General features: G+C 64.1%; 19 protein-coding genes. 8 read left to right on the top strand and 11 right to left on the bottom strand.

Annotated elements, in window-relative coordinates; all coding sequences use genetic code 11:
• Positions 1-4: 4 nt before the first annotated feature.
• From M1D74_RS03845 to M1D74_RS03835, 3 genes are read right to left on the bottom strand one after another with little or no spacing between them, the layout of a single operon-like run.
• Positions 5-979 (bottom strand): carbohydrate ABC transporter permease, encoded by a 975-nt coding sequence (locus M1D74_RS03845; protein ID WP_458117126.1) that lies wholly within the window; start codon positions 977-979, stop codon positions 5-7.
• A gap of 8 nt (positions 980-987) precedes the next feature.
• Positions 988-2,220, bottom strand: a complete 1,233-nt coding sequence (locus M1D74_RS03840; RefSeq protein WP_458116545.1) for a sugar ABC transporter substrate-binding protein — start codon at positions 2,218-2,220, stop codon at positions 988-990.
• A gap of 27 nt (positions 2,221-2,247) precedes the next feature.
• Positions 2,248-3,462: a Gfo/Idh/MocA family protein gene (locus tag M1D74_RS03835; RefSeq protein ID WP_458116544.1), complete on the bottom strand. Its 1,215-nt coding sequence runs from the start codon at positions 3,460-3,462 to the stop codon at positions 2,248-2,250.
• 196 nt (positions 3,463-3,658) lie between these two features.
• Here M1D74_RS03835 and M1D74_RS03830 point away from each other — a divergent pair, with 196 nt between their 5' ends.
• Positions 3,659-4,687 (top strand): LacI family DNA-binding transcriptional regulator, encoded by a 1,029-nt coding sequence (locus tag M1D74_RS03830; RefSeq protein WP_458116543.1) that lies wholly within the window; start codon positions 3,659-3,661, stop codon positions 4,685-4,687.
• Here M1D74_RS03830 and M1D74_RS03825 read toward each other — a convergent pair.
• Positions 4,668-5,216 carry a hypothetical protein gene (locus M1D74_RS03825; protein ID WP_458116542.1) on the bottom strand — a complete coding sequence of 183 codons (549 nt, stop codon included), beginning with the start codon at positions 5,214-5,216 and terminating at the stop codon, positions 4,668-4,670. The genes M1D74_RS03830 and M1D74_RS03825 overlap by 20 nt on opposite strands.
• A gap of 9 nt (positions 5,217-5,225) precedes the next feature.
• Positions 5,226-6,401, bottom strand: a complete 1,176-nt coding sequence (locus tag M1D74_RS03820) for an MFS transporter (RefSeq protein WP_458116541.1) — start codon at positions 6,399-6,401, stop codon at positions 5,226-5,228.
• A 55-nt stretch (positions 6,402-6,456) separates the two neighbouring features.
• Between M1D74_RS03820 and M1D74_RS03815 the strand changes: the two genes are divergently transcribed.
• Positions 6,457-7,035: a TetR/AcrR family transcriptional regulator gene (locus M1D74_RS03815; RefSeq protein ID WP_458116540.1), complete on the top strand. Its 579-nt coding sequence runs from the start codon at positions 6,457-6,459 to the stop codon at positions 7,033-7,035.
• Positions 7,036-7,134: 99 nt separating this feature from the next.
• The gene (locus tag M1D74_RS03810) at positions 7,135-7,917 is read left to right on the top strand and encodes an alpha/beta fold hydrolase (RefSeq protein WP_458116539.1); all 783 of its coding nucleotides are present in this window, start codon (positions 7,135-7,137) and stop codon (positions 7,915-7,917) included.
• A gap of 70 nt (positions 7,918-7,987) precedes the next feature.
• Here the strand turns inward: M1D74_RS03810 and M1D74_RS03805 are convergent, their stop codons facing one another.
• The 5 genes from M1D74_RS03805 to M1D74_RS03785 form a co-directional block, all read right to left on the bottom strand.
• On the bottom strand, positions 7,988-9,166 hold the full coding sequence (locus M1D74_RS03805; protein WP_458116538.1) for an NAD(P)/FAD-dependent oxidoreductase: 1,179 nt from the start codon (positions 9,164-9,166) through the stop codon (positions 7,988-7,990).
• Between the two features lie 79 nt (positions 9,167-9,245).
• On the bottom strand, positions 9,246-10,289 hold the full coding sequence (locus tag M1D74_RS03800) for a Gfo/Idh/MocA family protein (protein WP_458116537.1): 1,044 nt from the start codon (positions 10,287-10,289) through the stop codon (positions 9,246-9,248).
• Positions 10,289-11,086 carry an amino acid ABC transporter ATP-binding protein gene (locus M1D74_RS03795; protein WP_458117125.1) on the bottom strand — a complete coding sequence of 266 codons (798 nt, stop codon included), beginning with the start codon at positions 11,084-11,086 and terminating at the stop codon, positions 10,289-10,291. Before M1D74_RS03795 ends, M1D74_RS03800 begins: the two co-directional genes overlap by 1 nt.
• 2 nt (positions 11,087-11,088) lie before the next feature.
• Positions 11,089-11,877 (bottom strand): amino acid ABC transporter permease, encoded by a 789-nt coding sequence (locus M1D74_RS03790; protein ID WP_309124703.1) that lies wholly within the window; start codon positions 11,875-11,877, stop codon positions 11,089-11,091.
• Positions 11,878-11,988: 111 nt separating this feature from the next.
• Positions 11,989-12,846 (bottom strand): ABC transporter substrate-binding protein, encoded by an 858-nt coding sequence (locus M1D74_RS03785; protein ID WP_458116536.1) that lies wholly within the window; start codon positions 12,844-12,846, stop codon positions 11,989-11,991.
• Positions 12,847-13,010: 164 nt separating this feature from the next.
• On the opposite strand from M1D74_RS03785, the gene M1D74_RS03780 reads away from it, so the two are divergent.
• The 4 genes from M1D74_RS03780 to M1D74_RS03765 all read left to right on the top strand — a co-directional run bounded on the left by M1D74_RS03780 (position 13,011) and on the right by M1D74_RS03765 (position 17,229).
• On the top strand, positions 13,011-14,123 hold the full coding sequence (locus M1D74_RS03780) for a LacI family DNA-binding transcriptional regulator (RefSeq protein ID WP_458116535.1): 1,113 nt from the start codon (positions 13,011-13,013) through the stop codon (positions 14,121-14,123).
• Positions 14,124-14,277: 154 nt separating this feature from the next.
• Positions 14,278-15,015: an alpha/beta fold hydrolase gene (locus M1D74_RS03775; RefSeq protein ID WP_458116534.1), complete on the top strand. Its 738-nt coding sequence runs from the start codon at positions 14,278-14,280 to the stop codon at positions 15,013-15,015.
• Between the two features lie 35 nt (positions 15,016-15,050).
• Complete coding sequence (locus M1D74_RS03770; RefSeq protein ID WP_458116533.1) at positions 15,051-15,407, top strand: hypothetical protein; 357 nt, start codon at positions 15,051-15,053, stop codon at positions 15,405-15,407.
• A 136-nt stretch (positions 15,408-15,543) separates the two neighbouring features.
• A complete protein-coding gene (locus M1D74_RS03765) occupies positions 15,544-17,229 on the top strand; it encodes a metallophosphoesterase family protein (RefSeq protein ID WP_458116532.1) in 1,686 nt (561 codons plus the stop codon).
• A gap of 78 nt (positions 17,230-17,307) precedes the next feature.
• Here M1D74_RS03765 and M1D74_RS03760 read toward each other — a convergent pair whose 3' ends face one another.
• Positions 17,308-18,654 (bottom strand): MFS transporter, encoded by a 1,347-nt coding sequence (locus M1D74_RS03760; protein WP_458116531.1) that lies wholly within the window; start codon positions 18,652-18,654, stop codon positions 17,308-17,310.
• A 279-nt stretch (positions 18,655-18,933) separates the two neighbouring features.
• On the opposite strand from M1D74_RS03760, the gene M1D74_RS03755 reads away from it, so the two are divergent.
• Entirely contained in the window at positions 18,934-20,193 is a 1,260-nt protein-coding gene (locus tag M1D74_RS03755; RefSeq protein ID WP_458116530.1) for a multidrug effflux MFS transporter, read from the top strand.
• Positions 20,194-20,210 lie beyond the last annotated feature (17 nt).

Raw genomic sequence — 20,210 nt, 5'->3', positions numbered from 1 at the left:
CCCCTTACTCGTCGACTGCGCGCCGGTTGGCACGGAGGTAGATGACGGCGAACACCAGCGAGATGAAGATCAGGATGTTGCTGAACGCGGCACCCACCCCGAACTCGAAGTTGATGAACGACTCCTGGTACGACCGGATGGACAGCGTCTGCGTCGCATTCGCCGGCCCGCCGTTGGTGAGGCCCAGGATGATGTCCAGCACCTTGATCGTGTAGACGACGCCGAGCACCAGCACCACGCTGATCACCGGCTTCAGGTTCGGCAGCGTGATGTGCCGGAGAGCTTTCCACCCGGTGGCGCCGTCCAGCGCGCCCGCCTCGTACAGCTCGTCCGGGATGTCCTGCAGACCCCCATAGAGAATGGTCACGTTGAACGGAATGCCCACCCAGATATTCACCAGTACGACGGCGAGCAACGCCACCGCCGGGCTGGTCAGCCACGGCACGGGCTGGACTCCGAAAGTCGCGAGGAACTGGTTGAGGATGCCGGAGTCCTGCTCGAGGATGGACCGCCAGGTGGCACTCGAAACGATCAGCGGCAGCAGCCACGGCAGCAGGAACATCGAGCGCAGGAAGTTGCTCAGCGGGAAGCGCCGCTTGAAGTAGCAGGCCAGCGCCAGCCCGATGATGAACTGCCCGGCGATCGACCCGAGAGTGAACAGCGCCGTGTTGGTCATCGACGGCCAGAACAGGTTGCTGCTCAGCACCGCCTGGTAGTTCGCGAGCCCTACCCAGGGCGCTTCTCCGGTGAAGAAGGTCTTGGTGGTGTACTCCTGCAGGCTCATGGTGATGTTCTTGACCACCGGATAGCCGAAGAACAGCACCAGGTACAAGGCTGCCGGCGCCACGAACAGGAGGCGGGTGACGTTCTCGCGGGAGAACCGGCGCGGTGCGCGGACGGGAGGCGGGGCCCCCGCGGGGGAGGCTGCCGCCGTCGTCGTCGTCGTAGCAGTGTTGGTGCCTGCTGTGTCTGTCCGCATCATTGCAGTTATCCCGCCGACGCCTGTTCGAAGGCTTCGGCCGGCTCGGCCTTGCCGGTCAGTGCGAGCTGGATGGCGTTGTAGATGACGGTGGCGGCCTCGGGCCATTCCTCGCCGAGCTGGCCGGTGCGCGAGCGGGCGTTGGCGACCTGCTCGGTGAAGGACTCCATCTCGGGGACCTTGGCGACGTACTCTTCGGCGAGCGCGGTCTTGGTGGGGACGGTGTAGCGGGCTTCGGCGAGGGCGAGCTGGTTCTCGTCATTGCTCATGCACTCGACAAACTCAGCCGACTTGGCCTGCTTGGCGTCGTCTCCGGTGACGGGGACGGTCCAGACCTCACCGCCGAGCGGTGCGATGGAGGTTTGGCCCTCTTCGTTGACGGGGATCTGCACGGAGGCGAACTTCACGTCCGGGTTCTCCTGGAGGGCCGGGATCTGCCACGGGCCGTTGACCATCATGGCGGCCTTGCCCGCGACAAACTGGTCCTTCACGTCGGCCTGCGACCAGTTGATGACGGCCTCCGACGCGGAGCCGCTGCTGATGAGGTCCTTCCACAGCGCGAGGGCGTCGGCGACTTCGGGGGTGGTGAGATCGGTTTCCTCGCCGCCGTTGGACCACATGAACGGCAGGAATTGCCAGCTGCCCTCGTACGTGGCGATGGCGGAGAACGCGATGCCGTACTGGTCACCCTGCGTGAGCTTCTCGGCGGCGGCCTTGAGTTCGTCCCACGTGGTCGGGGGTTCGACGCCGGCGGCCTCCAGCAGCTCGGGGTTGTAGAAGATGCCGAGGGTGTTGGCGGTCGGTGCGAGCCCGTAAACCTCGCCCTCGTACGTGGCAGCTTCCAGCATTCCCTGCGCGAAACCGGAGGTGTCGACGTCGTAATCGCTCAGCGGGGAGAGCCCGCTGGTGGCGGCGACCTCCTGAACATCGGGATTGTCGAGCATGAGGACGTCGGGCATGGTCCGGGACGACGCACGCTGCAGCACCTTCTGGATGAGGTCCTTGCCGGGAACGGTCTCGCGTTCGATGGTGACATCGAGCTCCGTGGCGCAGCGGTCGATGGCTTCCTGGACGAGCGTCTTGTCCGGCTCGTTGTTGTAGTAGTCGACGACGGTGAGGGACTCGACGTCCGCGCCCGCCCCTGCGGCCGCACCGCCTCCTCCACCCCCGCCGCATGCCGTCAGGGCGAGCGGTGCGATGGCGGTCATGGCAGCCAGCGTGGTCAGTTTCCGGTTTTTCATGGGGCTCCTTTGCCTTGCGGGAGTGTTCTAGTGGACGGGGTTGAGGTGTTTGGTTGACGGGATGCTCTGCCAGGCGGCGTTCTGGGCTGCGCTGGCTTCGACGGCGGCGAGGATTTGTTGGATCTGCAGCCCGTCTGCGAAGGACGGTTCGGGCCGGGTGCCGGTGGCGATGCCGCGCGCGAAGTCGGCGATCTGGTGGATGAAGGTGGACTCGTAGCCCAGTCCATGGCCGGGCGGCCACCAGGCGCCGGCGTACGGGTGGTCAGGTTCGGTGACGAGGATGCGGCGGAAGCCCTCGCTCGCGGCGGGCTGGGTGTTGTCGTAGAGCTCGAGCTCATTGAGGCGTTCGAAGTCGAAGGCAAAGGCGCCCTTCGACCCGTTGACCTCAATACGGAGCGCGTTCTTCCGGCCGGTCGCGAATCGGGTGGCTTCGAAGGTGGCGAGTGCACCGCCGTCGGTGCGGGCGAGGATGACTGCCGCGTCATCGACGGTGACCTCGCCGCGTTCGGTGGTGCCGCCGTCGTTCTCGGTGCCGCTTTGTGCACTCAGTCCAGAGGACGACGACGGTAGCGGCCGGGTGGGTACGAACGTTTCGGTGAGCGCGCTGACGCCGGTGAGGGTGTGGCCGGTGATGTGCTGTGCGAGGTCGATGATGTGGGCTCCTATGTCACCGAGGGCGCCGGAGCCGGCCTGTTCGCGGTCGAGGCGCCAGACGAGTGGGAAGTCCTTGTCGGTGATCCAGTCCTGCAGGTAGGTGGCGCGGATGTGGCGGATGGTGCCAATGCGGCCGTCGTCGACAAGCTGCTTCGCGTAGGCCAGCGCCGGAGTGCGGCGGTAGCTGAAGCCGACCATCGCGTGTATGCCGTTGGCGGCTGCACGTTCAGCGGCGTCGGTCATGGCCTGGGCGTCGTCGACGGTGTTGGCGAGCGGCTTTTCGCAGAGGACGTGCTTGCCGGCGTTGAGGGCGGCGATGGCGATCGGAGCGTGGAGCTTGCCGGGAGTGCAGATGTCGACGACGTCGATGTCCGGGTCCTGGATGACGGTGCGCCAGTCGGTCTCGACGCGTTCGATGCCGAACTTCCGGGCGAACTCTGTGGCGGCGTGGTTGTTGCGGCCGCAGACGACGGCGAGTTGCGGCGTTGTGCCGAGGTCGAAGAACCGGGGTGCCGTGGTCCAGGCCTGTGCGTGGATCGAGCCCATGAACGAGTAGCCGATGATGGCGACTCTCAGTGACTTGGGCATGAAGCAGCTCCTTCCTCATTGAATGTGCTGTGTTGTGCTTGAATGCTGGAGCAGTTCAGTAAAACGCTTAACTCTCAGGCTTGGAAACGAGTGTTCCGCGTTACGCCCGTGCTTGTCAAGGGAAAATTTAAACGCTTTACTGAAGGGGTGACCGGCCCGGGGTCCGGTGCATCTTCGAACTAGAAGGACGTTGTCTATGGCCACCATGCAGGACGTTGCACGGCATGCAAACGTCTCCATCGCGACGGTGTCCTTCACCATCAACAACACTAAGCCGGTCTCCCCCGCAACCCGTGCCAAGGTCGAAGCGGCCATGCGTGAACTGGGCTTTAGGCGCAATGCGGTGGGCCGCGCGCTGGCAAGCAAACGTACGCGGATCATCGCGCTGCTGTTCCCCGCGCTGCAGCATTCCTTCAGCGGAACCGTCGTGCAGTTCTTCACCAGCGCCGCGGCCGCCGCCCGCGAGCTCGGCTACAACCTGGTGCTGTGGCCCATCAGCAACGAGCCCGGGCAGACGACGGAGCTGACGTCGTCCGGGCTGGTGGACGGGGTGATCCTGATGGAGGTCCCGCTCGACGACCCGCGTGTGGTGGAGCTGATTGATTCTGGCACTCCCTTCGCACTGATCGGACGCACGCGGGAACCCGACGCACTGACCTACGTGGACATCAACTTCGAGGACACCCTCATGGAGGCGGTGCGGCACCTGACCGCGCTGGGGCATAAGCAGATCACCCTGCTGGATGACGCCGTCGGAAGTCGTGGACTGGACTCGTTCGGTCCGGTGAGCCGTTCGCGGGAGAGTTTCGAGGCAGAGATGCGCCGCCAGGGGCTAGAGCCCACTGCCTTCACGTGCGAGGCGGCGCCGGCGGCGGGCAAGGCAGCTGCGGCTGAACTGTTGCGCGACTTCCCGGGAACTACTGCCGTCATCATCCAGAACGAGCTCGCGGCGACGGGATTTGTCAGCGGTTTGCGGCATGCGGGGGTCGAGATTCCGCGGGACTTATCGGTGCTGTCGGTCGGATCGTCGGCGGAAATGGCTGCGATGGCGGATCCTGAGCTGACCGTCATGTCCTCCCCCAGTATTGAGCTGGGCCGGATGGGTGTGGAGGCGTTGATCGACCAGCTCGATGGGCGTGCGACGGAGCTCCGGCAGGAACTGGTGATGTGCCGGCTGGAGGGGGGGAAGTCGACGGGGCCGGCGCCTAGGGCTTCTTCTCGGTAAGGAGTCCGTCTACCCACGCGGGGCTCGCGCGGTTCAACCGACGGTCGAGCGCAACCCGGAGCCGGGCGGCTTCATGCCGCACCCGCTCAGCCTCTTCGCTTTTCTCGACCCGCACCCCGCGGGGCTGCTGCTGGGCTCCGTCGGGCTCGAGCCCTTCCCGCCAGGCGGCGTCGAGAAGCAGCAGTTCCTCGCTCGTCAGCCACTCCGGTTCGCTGAGCACCCGGACCATGGCGATTCCCGCTGCTTTCCGGTTGAGGTCGGTGGAGAAGGCGGCGTCGAGCGCCCACTGGACACGCTCCCACCACTGGGCCTTCTGGTCGGCGAGCGCTCGCTGCTCGAGTTCCAGCCGGTCAGCCTGTGCCTCTTGCTCGAGCACCCGCTGCGAGTGCCGCAGGCTCCGCCACCCGATGATCCCGGTGATGACCGCAGCCAAGAGAGCGACGAGCGGACCCAGAGCGCCGACGATCTGCCACCATTCGGCACCGTTGGATTGCTCGATAATCACGCGTACTGGCTGAGGAGGCACCATGCGCTAATCCTAGAGAGCGCGGTCCCGCGAGGGGACGGACCCGCCAACCGGAGCCGGTGCTGCCGGGCGGCGGAGCGCCGGAATAAGGCTCAGGCCGGCAATTCCAGCCGCCACCACAAACGCTGTTCCGGAGTTGGTGGCGTTCAGCAGCACCCCAATAAGTGCTGCCCCCGCCGCCTGACCGAGCGCAAGCGTGATGAACAGCGCCGCCGTCCCCGCAGCAGCGGAATCAGGGAGCGCATCGGTTGCCCAGGCGATCAGGACGCCGCTCAGCGCTACATAGCTGGCACCGAAGCAAGCGCCCGCCGTGAAAACCGCCAGGTCATTGCCCGGCAGCACACCAAGAACGAGCGTCGCGGCTCCCATCAGCACAGCCGTCATTGTCCATGCTTTCCGAATCCCCCATCTGATCACCAGATCACCGGAGAAAGCTCCCGCTATGCCGGCGGCACCCATACAAACCCAGAAGACTGTTGCTGCGGAATCACTCAACTGTCCCTCGGATGTGACCAGCGACCTGCCGAACGTCCAGACTGCGGCACTGGCTGCACCGGCGAGCAGCGCCGCCACCGAAGCTGTGCGCAGCGGTTTTAGTCCGCTCAACCGCAACGCAGGGCGCTGGCCTGCCGCCGTCGTCGTCCTTGTCCGCCTGCTGGTGCCCAGCACCGCGATGGCGGCGCCGATGTTGAGCGCGGCGATGATCCACCAGGCGGTGCGCCACTGATCGGTCAGAAGCAGCGCGAGCGGCCCGGCGACCACCACACCGAACCCTGTGCCCGAATTAACCACTGCCTGCACGCGGGCTGAGGCGCCGGTACTCACCGATTGCTCGACGAGGGTGACCAACCCGGGAGACGCGAAACCCGCGCCGGCGCCGGCGAGCAGCATACTGGCCGCCAGAACAACCGCAGACCCTGAACATGCGACGCCGGTACTACCGACGGCAGCGACGCCGCCGGCAAGCGCAACCGTCAACCGCGGAGACGCAGCCAATCGGTAAGCCGCGCCCGCAGCCAGGCAGTAGGAGACAAAGCTGCCGCTGGAGATAGTGCCCGTCAGCGTGGGCGTAAGTGCAAATGACTGCTCGAAGGCAGGCGCAAACAGTCCGTAGCCAAAGCGTGCCAGGCCGTAGGTGGCAGCGATGAGGGCGGTAGCGCTCATGACGAAGGGCAGAGATGTGCGCACCGAACCTCCAAAGTAGAACCGTCGTTATAGTAGAACCAACGTTATAGTTGGACGCATGCGAACGCAATCACCACGAGGAACCGCACGGGAGCGGTTGCTCGATGCCGCAGATGAGCTGTTCTACCTCGGCGGAATTTCCGCCACCGGTGTCGATGACGTCCTGGCCAGAGCGGAGGTCTCCGTTGCAACGCTCTACGCACACTTCGGAAGCAAGGACGGGTTACTGGAAGCCAGCCTGCAACGGCGGCTGGACACCTGGAAGCTCTGCTGGGATGACGCGATCGCCGCGGCCGACTCGGATTCGGGACGGTTGCTCGCGGTCTTCGACGCGCTGGCACTCTTCCGCGAGCGGCAATGGAACTCCCGCTGGTGCGCTTTCCTCTCCACAGCGGTCGAGGTTCCGCCATCGAAGGCCGGTGTGGCCCAGCTCGTGAAAGCTGACACCACCCTGCTGACTGAACGCCTGCAGCTCCTCTCCGAACCCATCGCCGGACCTGACGCCGACAGGTTGGCCGCAGCCATCCTGCTCATCTATAACGGGACTCTGGCAAGCTTTCTCCGCGGCAGCCCCGAAGACCCAATAGCTCATGCACGCGACGCCGCCAGCCTGGTCGTGGGCACGTATGTGCACTGATTGCCGAGGAGTCGCGGGCAACAGAGCCGTCCGGTGACGCAACGAACCAGGCTGGGACACCTCACCGCGGAACGCGGGGAACGGAAGGAAACAAACCGTATGTTGAACACCGAACGAAGCGGCTCCGGAAGACCACTCGTACTCGTCCACGGACTCGCGTCCAGCATCCGCAATTGGGACCCCGTCCTTCCTTTGCTTCAGCAGCAGCGCGAGGTTATCGCCGTCGACCTCCCGGGTTTCGGCAAGAGCGACCCGCTCCCAGGTGAGGTCACCATCGCGACCCTGACGGACGCCGTCGAACGCTTCCTTCGCGACGAGAACCTGCCGGACGTGGACATCGTGGGCAGCTCGATGGGCGCACGTCTGGTTGTCGAAATGGCGCGCCGCGGCCATGCCGGGAACGCCGTCGCGCTCGATCCCGGCGGATTCTGGAACGACACCCAGGTCCGCGTCTTCAACAGCACGATCACCGCGTCCATCGCACTCGTCCGCCGGATCCAGCCGGCCCTTCCGTCGCTGGTGAAACAGGCCGCCGGCCGCACAGCGCTCCTCGCGCAGTTCTCTTATGCCCCCTGGAAACTGGACCCCGACCTCGTCCTCACCGAGCTCCGCGGATTCGCCGCCTCCCCGAGTCTCGATGCGGCACGCCGCTCGCTCGCGCACGGACCCCGGCAGGAGGGCGCCACGCAGGGCAGCCTGAAGGGCAAGCTCGCGTTCGGCTGGGGCAGGCAGGACAGGGTCACGCCGCTGAGCGAGGCCGCCGTCGCAATGTCGCTTTACCCCGACGCCACCCTCCACGTCTTCGAGGACTGCGGACACTTCCCCCATTGGGACCAGCCGGAGGAGACCGCGCGCTTCATCCTCGAGTCGACGGGCGGCTAAGCAGACGATTAAGCGAACACCGCACAGTCCGGGAAGTGGTGGAGGCGCTGTCCACCACTTCCCGGGTTCGCTAACTCTGGACGGGTGCCCAGGCACCCGTACTCACGGCTTCTGGCGTGGTGGTGTCGGTGTCGAAGCGATCCAGGCGGAAGGACTTCAGGACCGGAGACGGGGTGCCGGTGAGGATTTCCTCCGCGAGCAGTTCACCGAGAATCAGCCCGAGCGTCGCCCCCGAGTGGGTGAACATCATGTGCAGTCCCGCGATTGTCGGCACGGGGCCCACCACAGGTTCGCCGTCGCCGGGAATGGGCTTCAGTCCTGCTCCCACTCGTTGCGCGGTCAGCTTGGGGTTTCCGGCGAGCACCTTCGATGCCTCGTCCAGCAAGCCCTGCACGGACTCCTCGGGAACCGTGATCGACCCGTCGTCCCCCACGATCACCGACTGCTCCGCCCAGTCGGCGTCGAGCACGAGCCTTCCGTCGGGCGTGGGCCGTACCGCAACGCGGGGGGTGTTCAGTACGGTGCTGACCTTGACATCAACCGGATCCGTGAACAGCACGAAGGCGGCGGGAGTAGCGTCCGGAACGGTTACGCCCAGGGCAGCGAGCTGCGCTGGAACGTCACCGCCGGTGGCCAGCACCACGCGATCGGCGGCAAGGCGCGTCCCGTCGCCGAGGATGACGCCGACTGCGGTGCCGTCCTGGACGTCCACCCGCACATCGCCGGCGTGCTCCATGATGGTTGCACCATGAGCCACCGCATCAGCCACGAGAGCCGGGATGAAGTCCGGCATATTGACCCAGCCTTCGCCGGGGTTGTAGATCGCGCCTTCCTCGGCCACCGCGTCGGCATCTACGTCGGGGGCCACCTGTGCCACGTCGACACGGTCGACCCAGAGGGAGTTATAGCCGGTGGAACGCTCGAAGTCGAAGGTGTCGCGGAAGGTTTCTCCGGGGCCGGCCCACTTCAGGGCACCGTCGAACCGGATGTAGTCGCCGCTCTCCGGGTGGCGCGCACACCAGGTGCGGTAGCGGTCAATGGCGAGCATCCGTAGGTAGTGGTAATCCGCTGAGCGGGCACCCGATGAGTTCAGCCATGCAATCGAGCGGCTCGAGGCCCCGCTTGCCAGAGACCCGGCAGTGACGAGGGTTACTTGCGCGCCGCCCCGTGCGAGGTGCATGGAGGTCGAAGCGCCGAGGATGCCGCCACCGATGACGGCGACGTGGTTGGCTGGAGCTTTGGAGGACATGGTTCTCCCTTTCTGAGGTGTTCGCGGGCAGTTAGCTGCGCCAGGCGGCGTTGAGTCGTATCGCCCGAATCAGCCCGCGCTAGGCAAATGCGTGGATTTTCTCGATGGTTCGAAGGACTTCAAGGGATTGGGCCGGATCGACCGGCAAGCTGCCCTCACCGCGTAGTGCGGCCGCGAGAATTGAATAGAACTGGGGGTAGGCCCCGGTTTCAGGGGGAACGCTGACGGTGGAGCCGTCGATCCCAAGAACGCCCCAAGCGTCCTTGGGTTCCACGCCATACAACGGATCCAACGGAGACATGCCGCCGGCGAGGGCAGGTTCCTGGTGGTCCAGTCCCCACTTGGTGTAGCCGGCCGTGGAACCCAGGACGTGGAATCGCGGGCCAACTTGCGCTGCCATGCCGTTCATCCACAGCCTGGACCTGACGCCGGAGGCGTGTCGAAGTGACACGAAGGCCTCAGTGTCAGCCCCGTCCTGATGCGCGCCATGGTTCGCCATCTCGCCGTAGCTCTCTGCGATCTCTCCGAACAGTTGGACGGCCTGGTCGATCAGGTGGGCGCCGAGGTCGTGGAGGATTCCGCCACCCTCCGTCAGCGAAGCTGAATCTCGCCAGTTGCCGAAGCCTTCCGGCCGCCACCATTCAAAGCGGGACTCAAAGCTGCGCACTTCACCCAGTGCGCCTTCCCGCACTAGCTTTGCCAGCGTCAGAAAGTCCGCGTCCCACCGGCGGTTCTGGAACACCGTGAGCTGAACGCCCGCTTCGATCGACTGCGAGATAAGGGCCTCGCCCTGAGCCGACGTCGGGACGAACGGCTTGTCCACCACAACATGAAGGCCGCGGGCCATCGCTGCCGATGCCAGGTCGAAATGGGTCAGCGGCGGGGTGCCAAGGATCACCAGGTCCAGATCGTCAGCAAAGGCGAACAAGGCTTCCGGTGTTGGAACGATCCGCGCCTGCGGGTAGAGCCTGGCCGCTTCCGCAGCGCGGGCTGGGTCCGCCGTGACGATGAAGTCCAGCGAGTAGCTGGAATCTGCCGCGATGAGCGGTGCGTGGAAAACTTTCCCGGAGATGCCGAAGCCTATGACTGCGGTGCGTAGAGGTGGGTCTGCTATTCGTCGCATCAGAGCACTTCCGAGAGAAAGCGTTGCAGGCGTTCGCTCTTGGGATTGTCAAAGATGTCGGCAGGAGTGCCGGCCTCGACGACTTCACCCTCGTCCATGAAGACGACCTGGTCAGCGACCTTCCGGGCGAAGCCCATCTCGTGTGTCACCACGACCATGGTCATGCCCCGCTTGGCGAGCGAAGCCATCAGGGTGAGGACACCTTTGACAAGTTCCGGATCCAGGGCGCTGGTGGCCTCGTCGAAGAGCATTACCTCCGGTTCCATGGCGAGAGCACGGGCGATCGCGACGCGCTGCTGCTGGCCACCGGAAAGATCCCGGGGGCGGTGGTCGGCGCGTTCGGCGAGCCCAACTTCAGCGAGGCGCCGGCTTGCCCGCTCACGTGCCTCTTTTTTGGACATCTTCTTGACGCTCCACAGGGCAAGGGCCACGTTTTCCAGCGCGGTGTGGTCCGGGAAAAGGTTGAAGTGCTGGAACACCATCCCGATCCGGCTGCGCAGGGTGTCGGGGTTGACCTCCAGCGCGCTTTCTCCTGCCAGGAGTACATCTCCGCTCTTGGGTTCATGAAGTCTGTTCACGCCACGAAGCAGAGTGGACTTCCCGGAGCCCGACGGTCCGATGATGCAGGTGGTGGTGCCCGGAGCAACGGTGAGGCTGACGTTGCGGAGTACTTCGATGTCCCCGTACGCCATGGTCAGGTTCCTGAGTTCCAGGCTGGAGCCGTGGAACGTCTCGATATCCGGTGCGGCCGGCTGAGCTAGAGCTGTGTTGCCGGCGCTGCCCTTGGTGCGGTTCATGTTCATGTGTTGCTCCCAGAGGTGAGCGGCGAGGCCGCGTCGAGTTCATTGACTTCCTTGAGGCCGCTGGTGGGCGGTGCCGCGCGGCGGCGGCCGGTGCGGAACCTGGCATCGAAGTAGTTCACCAGATGGGTAAGAGGAACGGTGATGATCAGGTAGAAGATGCCGGCCATGACGAGCGGGGAGAGGTTTCCGGTGAGCACAGCGGCGTCCTGGCCTACGCGGAAGAGCTCGCGCTCACTGACCAACAGGCCGAGGAAATAGACCAGGGAGGAGTCCTTGACGATGGCGATGAACTGGTTCACGAGCGCCGGCAGCACGCGGCGGATGCCCTGGGGTATGACCACGAGAGCCATGGATTTGCCGTAGCTCATGCCCAGAGCCCGGCAAGCCTCGCCCTGGCCCTTGTCCACGCTCTGGATGCCTGCGCGGAAGATCTCACCGATGTAGGCGCTGGCGATCAGGCTCAACGCGATGATGCCCAGCGGGTACGGCGAGGGGCCAAAGATCGACTGGCTCAGCCGCGCGAAACCCTGACCGATCAGCAGGATGGTCAAAATGGCCGGCAGGCCTCGGAACAGGTCCGTGTAGATGCGGGCCGGGATACGCAGCCATTTTGAGGGTGATATGCCCATGACGGCCACGATCATGCCGAGCACGAGGCCGATGATCGTCGCAGCGATGGAGATGATGAGGGTGTTGATCAGGCCCACCGTCAGAAGCTGGGGCAGGACTTCAACCATCGCCTCAAGGTCGAAGAAGGTGCGGATAATGGTGTCGAACCAGTCCATGGTTACTCTCAGACGTAGTTAGCTTGTTAGTCCCGGGCGGACCGCGAACTGACGGTCCGCCCGGTCATTCGATAGCCGGCAGGACATGCCGGCGTTCAGTGTCGGTGACCGCTACTTGCCCGACGCAGCTGTCTGCTCTGCTTTGGGCAGGTACTGCTCGGGCATCGGGGAACCCGGGAACCACTTCTCGTAAAGCGTCTTCCAGGTGCCGTCCTCCATGGCCTCGGCCAGGGCCTCGTTCAGGGCTTCCTTCAACGCGGTCTTGTCCTTCCCCAGAGCGAAACCTGCCGGGGCATCAAAGGAGGGAATATCAGCAGCGCTGACCAGCCCGTGCTGCTCCTGGTATTCCTTCGCCGCCTCGTAGTCCAGGAAGTGCGCATCGGCCGAGCCGCTGTTGACCGCTGAGATCGCCGAGTTGTTGTCCGGGAAGCGGACCAGGTCCGTGGAGGTGAAGTTCTTCACCGCATACGCTTCCTGAAGGCTCCCCTGCACCACGCCCAGACGCTTGCCGGCAAGACCCTCCACGTCCGTCACTCCGGATTCCTTGCTGGTAAGAACGGTGAGGTAACCGGCGAGGTAGCCTTCGGAGAAGTCAACGGTTTGCTTACGCTCTTCCGTGATGCCGATCGCCGCCACGCCGACATCGAACTGTCCGTTTGCCACCGCCGGCAGGATTGCCGAGAAATCCTGCCCGGTGAAAACTACTTCGTCGATACCCGCACGCTTGGCCACGTCCGTGAAGAGCTCCACATCAAAGCCCGTGAAGTTTCCCTCAGCGTCCGTGAAGGTGTAGGGCTTCGCGTCCCCCAGGCTCGCCACCCGGACGGTGCCGGGCTCGATCAGGTCGTAAGGATTGTCGGTCGAGGAGGATGTCGACGTAGCAGACCCGCCGCAGCCGGTGAGTGCCAGGAGCGTCGCAACAACACCCGCGAGGATGCCCCCCGAGCGGAAGTTCAGTCGTGTTTTCACTGTGTTGTCCAATCATGAAAGCCGAGGGCTTCGAGAGAAGTTTCTAGATGATCCCTTGTTGAGTCCGGTCTCAGTCGCTATGGTTGAGACCGGACTCACAATGGGTTGCTGAAAAATGTAACCTATGACACACGGGCCGTCAAGGGGCGCGGAGAAAGGCCGATATGAGCAGTAACAATTCGCGGCGACGTGAAACGACAGTCGCTGATGTTGCCAAGGCAGCGCAGGTATCCAAAGCGCAGGCAGCACGTGCGCTGGGAAACTACGGCGCCGTCAGCGATGACGTCCGGGAGCGCGTGCTTGCGGCTGCTGAGGAGCTTTCCTACCGTCCGAATGAACTAGCCCGCAGCATGAACACAGGGAAATCTCACACCATTGGCATTGTGGTCGGCGATATCGAGAACCCGCATTTCGGCCTGGCCACCCGCGGAATCACGGACACCGCCAAGAAAAGCGGTTACAACGTCATCCTCGTCAACACGGATGAGGAAAGGGAAGCGGAAGTTGCCGCTGTCCAGGTGTTGCTGGACAAGCGGGTGGATGGACTGATCGTGGCTCCTGCGTCCTCAACGGAAACGGAGCATCTGCGGAGCGTTCATGATTCAGGCCGCCCCCTGGTCCTGCTTGACCGCAGGGCCGAGGGCTTTCCAGGTGAAACAGTCGCCGTAGACATGACAGATATTTCCTACGAGGCCACCAGACATCTGCTCGACTCAGGTCACCGCAGGATCGCATTCATTTCCACTCTCAAGACGAATCTTCCGTTCGACGAGAATTTCCAGCTGGAGTCCTCGCAAATCTCTGAACGCCTCACTGGCATGCGGCGCGCTCTTCTGGAAGATGGGTTGGACCTCCCTCGGGACCTGGTGCGGCTCAATGCCGGCGACGCGGAATCTGTCCAGAAGATCACGCGCGAAGTTCTCTCCCTGCCGGACCCGGCCACGGCGGTCGTAGCATCCGACGGTCTCATCGGCCTCAGCGTCGTGGAAGCTATCCAGGGCCTCGGTCTGTCCATCCCTGAGGACGTTTCATTCCTCATGTACGACGATTTCGCCTGGACCCGTCTCACCACCCCGCCCCTCACGGTCATAGCCCAGCCCGTGTACGACATGGGAGTAGCCGCCGCCAGTGCGCTGATCCGACAGATCGAGGGTCGAAGGACCGGGGACGCTATCCCCGTCCTCACGGCCCGGTTGATCAAGAGGGGATCTGTCGGGTCGCGTCGGCCGGAGGAAACTGGACGCTTCGTCCTCGAGTCGACGGGCGAGCGAGCGTAACGAAACCCAGAATGACGACGGCGGCACCCCGCCCAGCCAGCCGGGAGTCAGAGCGCTAGGGAAGGAACGCGAGCTCATCAAGGACCTCGGTCCTGCACCGCTGCGCTGATCCTGCATGGTGTCTGGCTCCACCGGCTCTGCAAACATGGACGGCATGCACGTAAACACCTTCGGATCCGCCGGCAATTCCCCCGTCCTGCTGCTCCACGGCGGCGGCGTGGCCGGCTGGATGTGGGACTCGCTGCGCCGGGACCTGGAACCGGAGCACTATGTCCTGGTTCCCGACCTGCCCGGTCATGGCGCGAGTGCCGGGCAGCCTTACCGGTCGCACGGCCAGACCGTACAGTCGCTCGTCGAGATACTGACCCGTGAGGTTCAGCGACCGGTGCGCGTCGTTGGGTTCTCGATGGGTGCGCAGCTGACTGTCCAACTCGCCTCCTCCCATCCCGAACTTGTGGCCGGGGTGCTGGTGGTCAGCGCGCAGGCGAAGGCAATGCCGTTCACCCAGCTCACCCTTCAGGCGCTTGCCCTCGCCTCACCCCTCGCACGACGGCGATGGTTCGCACGGCTGCAAGCTCGGGAACTCTTCGTTCCCCCGGAATTGATGGAGCAGTACATCCGCACCAGCGCGGGTATCTCCCGATCGACCTTGGTGGGTTCGGTGGGCGACAATCTGCGTTTCCAGCTCCCCGATGGATGGTCGAAGTTCCCCGGCCAGGCCCTGGTCATGGTCGGAGAGCGCGAACGGTCGCTCATGCGCCGTTCGGCCGAGACTCTTTCCGCTGCCCTTCCCGGCTGCGAGCTCGAGGTCGTCGAAGGCTGTGGCCACGGGATTCCGTTCCAGCGACCGGAATGGTTCGGTCGGCGCGTGAGCGACTGGTTGGCGGCCTGAACGGCCGCCTCTCCGACTCCCCTTAAGCTATTCGAATGGAATTCCTCCGCAGCCTGCTTCTCGTCCTGCACTTCGTCGGCCTCGCCGCCATCCTTGGCGGCGTCATCGCCCAGATCCGCAGCATGCGCACGAATCGGGCCGTCGTCACTCCCGGCATCATGCACGGCAGCTGGCTGCAATTGGTCACCGGACTCGGACTCGTCGGAGTGATTGAAGCCGCTGACCTTGGAGAAGTGGACAACCTCAAAATCGGAGTAAAGCTCCTGGTGATGGTCGCCGTCGTCGTGCTGGCCTTCATCAACCGCACAAAGGACGCAGTGCCGTCCGCAATCCTGGGCACCATCGGTGGACTGACGCTGCTCAACATCATCATCGCGGTGTTCTGGCGCTAGGCACCCCGCCTTCTGAATCGAAGTTCGCCCGGACGACGACGGCCGTTCAGCAAAGCTTCCCCCTACCGCTGTCTGCGGTTCCGGCCCGGCGCCTAGCTTCGAGCATGTTCACCTTCCTTCACGAAAGGCCCTACCTATGCTCGGGACTCCCCCGCGCCGTGCGCTTGCTGGCGCACTGGCGATCGCCGTCGTCGTACCGCTGACCGTCGGCACCACTTCCATCGCTGCGGCAGCGCCGGACGGTTCTGCCCATAAGGCCCAGCCGGTCAACACCACGTCGACCGACGGTGTTCTGTACCGGCAGAACTTCAACGGCCTCGCCAGGAACCTCCAGGCGCGCTCAAGCGACCCGGACATTGTGGAGGGCACCGTGGGCTTCACCCACACCGGTCCCAAGGGCTGGAGCGTCGAGAACGACGAGAGCATGGCGAATAACGGTGTCGAGGAGTGGCGCGGCTGGTCCTTCACCACACGCGACTTCTGGGTAGATGCCGAGGACCAGATGCGGAACCGCTTCGCCCGGGCGGACAACGTGGTGGCCGTTGCCGATTCGGACGAGTTCGCCGACCGTAACAACACAGACCACACCTTCAGCACCACACTGGTCTCTGACGAGGTCAAGGTGAAGGGGCACTCCGCCGTCGAGCTCAGCTTCGATTCGCACTACCGCGGATGGGCCGGCCAGTCGGCCACCGTTACCGTCGAATTCGACGGTGACGGCGAGCAGACCGAGATCCTCCGCTACGACAGCAGCACGGTCGAGGACAACTACGACGGATCGGTTCTCAACGCCACCGAGACCGTCACGATCGATGTTCCGGAAGGTGCAAAGAACGCGACCGTCCGCTGGAACTTCGAGGCCGAAGCGAACAGCTGGTACTGGGCCATCGACTCGGTCTCCGTCCGCGAAGTCCTGCCCGCAGCGCAGGAACCGACGAGCGCGTGGGTTGTCAGCGACATCCAGGGGCACCCCGGCGATCTGGCCCACGCGTTCCAGGACCTTGCTGTCGCTCGTCCGGATGCCGCCGGTCTGCTCATGGTCGGAGACATCGTCTCCACCGGCACGGAAGCGCAATGGGATGACATTTACACGGTAATGGACGACGCCGAACCGGTCCTCCCGGGAACCGTCGCCGCCGCGATCGGTAATCACGAAAGCTACGCGAATGAGTCATTCGAGACCCTGCGGGACCGCTTCCTTGCCTTTGCTGAGCGTGACCGCGTCTGGGGTGAATACGTCCTCGAAGGCAATGGTGGAGAGGTGCCCGTCCTTGTGCTGGGTCAGGAGGAGCCGCCGCAGCCGGAAGTGCCCATGTCGGCTGAGCAGATCGAGTGGTTCAAGCAACGACTGGCGTACTGGACGAAGCAGAACAAGCAGATCCTGGTGATCTCGCATTTCCCCCTGGGCGATACAGCGTCTGCGTCGTGGATCCCCTGGTACCACGAGCACTACGAGCACAACGACCTGCTCACCGGCATCCTGGGTGACTACCCGAACGCCGTCATGCTCAACGGCCACACCCACTACCCGTTCGAACTCGGCGACTGGGCCGTCCAGCGGCGTACCGACGGCGGCCACCCCGACGGCTTCTGGGCAGTGAACACCGGCGCGATCCAGGTCGAGTGGGACGCCCGCGGCGAGAACACCGAAGGCATCACCGAGATTGTCACCCGCGATATCAACCGCGGCCTGACCATCGACGTCTTTCCTGATCGCATGGTCATCGACGCACGTGACTTCGGCGTAGCTGGTACCAACGGCACCAACGAAGTGAACGACGTCGTCCGCTCAGTCACTATCCCGAATCCGCTGACGAAGTAGCCAGGCCAGACAGAAGGGGCGGCACCGAACTGGACTGGTCCAGATTGATGCCGCCCCTTCGTCGCGCTTACTCCCCTGTTAGCTTTCGAGGTCCTCGAGTGACTTGCTCCTGGTGTCCGGAGACAGCAGAGCGGCGACCGCCGCTACGACGCAGATACCGAACGTGGTCAGCCCGATGACCATCGGGACGTTCGACGAGCCGGGAGGAGCAATCGCGGTGAAGATGCTCGGGAAGAACGACGCAATCATGAGCCCGACGTTCTGCGACACCGCGAAACCGGTGACCCGAATGCGCATCGGGAACTGTTCCTGGAAGAAGGTGGCGAAGGTGGCGTTCCACATCTGGAAGAAGAGCCCCTGCACGATCACCACGCAGACGAACACCAGGAACAGGCTCCTCTGATCGATGGCCCACAGGTATCCACCTGCCAGCAGACCACCACCGAGTCCGCCAACGATCATGAGTGTTCGTCGACCGATCCTGTCAGACAACCCGCCGAAAACCGGGATGGTGAGTACAGCGACCACGTTCGCCACCAGGGTCACCCACAGGAACTGATCACTCGAGAAACCGATGCCGTAGCCATCCTGGGTCGCGTAGGAAACGCCGAAGATGAGCGTCGCCATCCCGATGACGTTGGTGAACGTCATGATCACGCAGCGAATGACCACCCACGGGTAGGTGCGCAGCAGCTCGAACAGCGGGAACCTACGCTTCGTTTCGGCTTTTTCAGCCTGTGCCTGATATGCCGGAGGCTCCTCGACGCGACGGCGAATGTAGTAACCGGCAAGAATCACGAAGGCACTCAGCAGGAACGGGATTCGCCACCCCCAGCCCTCGAACTGATCATCGGGGAGGATAGCGGCAAGCGAGAGCAGGACGCCCGTCGCCAGAATGGAACCGACCTGCGTTCCCTGCAGGCTGAAGCTCGCGAAGAACCCACGCCGGGCATCGGGCGAGTGCTCGACAATCATCGCACTGGCTCCGCCGAGCTCACCTGCAACAGCGAACCCCTGGACCAGGCGGAGGAGCACCAACAGGACCGGTGCGAGTAGGCCGACCTGACCGTAGGTGGGCAAAAGCCCGACGGCGAAGGTTGCGAAACCCATCAGAAGCATCGCAAAGACGAGCACCTGCTTGCGGCCGTGCCTGTCTCCGTATGCGCCGAGGACAACCGCACCGACCGGACGTGCGACATATCCCACTGCGTAGGTCGCGAGCGAAGCGATGATCCCTACGGTGGGATTTTCGGATGGGAAGAAGAGGGCCGGGAAGATCAGGGTCGCGGCGAGTCCGTACAACGCGAAGTCGTAATACTCAAGTGCGCTGCCGATCCAACCGCTCATCGCGGCCTTCCGCGGATCCCTCTGTCCGGCACTCGCTTCGCGGACCGGGCTGAATTCCCCGGTGGGCGTTCTACTCATTGCTGATATTCCTTCGTCGCCATTGGCAAGGAGCCGGAGTTATCTCGTTCCGGCCTGTTCTTCGTGATCGAGGCGTCAACACCGCGGAGACGAAAACCACGTAGTGTGAATCCTCACATTGAATCGATTCACGAGCATAGGGGGCGCTTCTGCCTCACGTCAAAGTCAACCGCTCGTGCCAGGGGAGTTTCTGCGGGTCTTTGGCTGGAGGTCCCTGTACCAAGTGCAACTCCACCCAGTAGAATCAGTCGGAAAGCGCTATCCAAGGGAAGGTCCTCCGTGAAACAAGCGCGCCCCTCCTCCGCGTTGGCGGAGTCGGATAGCCCACCTGTAGGTCGCCAGCCGCGCATTCTGCTGGTCTTCGCCGCGCTCGCCATGTTGCAGGCGATCTGGCCGCTCACCATGGACCTGTACCTGCCTGCCTTCCCTGCCATTCGCAGGGAGTTCGGCTCACCCGAGTCGGCCGTGCAGCTGACCCTGACGGCGGCGTTCATCGGCATGGGAATCGGCCAGCTGACTTCCGGCCCGGTATCCGATGCCGTCGGGCGCGCCCGGCCACTCGCGGCGATGATCGTCGTCTACAGCGTGGCAACGGCGTCGTGCGCTTTGGCGCCCTCAATGGAGTGGCTGATCGCCAGCAGGGCGTTCCAGGGCATGGGGTCAGCGGCGTGCGCTGTCATCGCGCTTGCGATTGTTCGCGACCTCTACACGGGCAAGCAGCTGATGATCATCCTTGCGCGCCTTGCCATCGTGTCAGGCGTCTTCGTTGTCGGCTCTCCTGCCCTCGGCGCACAGCTGATGGAACTTGTGGGATGGCGCGGACTTTTCTGGGTGCTGCTTGCTTACGGACTCGTACTGCTCTGCGTTGCGGGTGCAATCCTGATGCGCAACGAAACCAACCCTCTCGAGCGTCGGCTGCAACGGAAGGGCGTGCGGCTGAGCGACGACTACCGCAGCCTGCTTGCCGACGGACAGTTCCGCTCCGTTGCGCTGGCCGGCGGATTGTTGTTCTCCGCCATGATGTCCTTCATGGCCGGAAGCGCCTTCCTCATTCAGGAGTTTTACGGTCTGAGCCCTACCGGGTACGCCCTCCTGTTCGGTGCCCAGGGCGCACTAATGGTGATTGGTGCGCAGATCGGCGGCTTCATCGCCCGGCGTGGGTCCCCGGTCCTGGTGGTCCGGATTGGAGCCGTTGCGCTCGTCTCAGCCGCAACGATCCTGTTAGTGAGCCTCACCAGCGCACCGCAGGCGGGCATCTGGGGACTGATGGCACCCATCATGCTCTTCACGACATCGTTCGGACTGACGACTCCAGCGCTGCAGGCCACGGCGCTGGAGCACCACGGTCTCCGCGCCGGTACCGCCGCCTCCCTGCTGGGCGCATCGAACATGACCGGCGCGGCGATCATCGCGCCGGTCACCGGAGCTTTCGGGTTGTCCTCCCCGGTGCCCACTGCCGTCGTTATGCTCTGCTGCGCGGTTGGAGCGGCAGTGCTCCTGCTGACCGGGGTTCGCGACAAACCTTCGACCGACGCCTGACGACGACGACGGCGCCA

Source organism: Arthrobacter sp. D2-10 (assembly GCF_054161285.1).
This window is presented reverse-complemented; position numbering and strand designations above follow the sequence as displayed.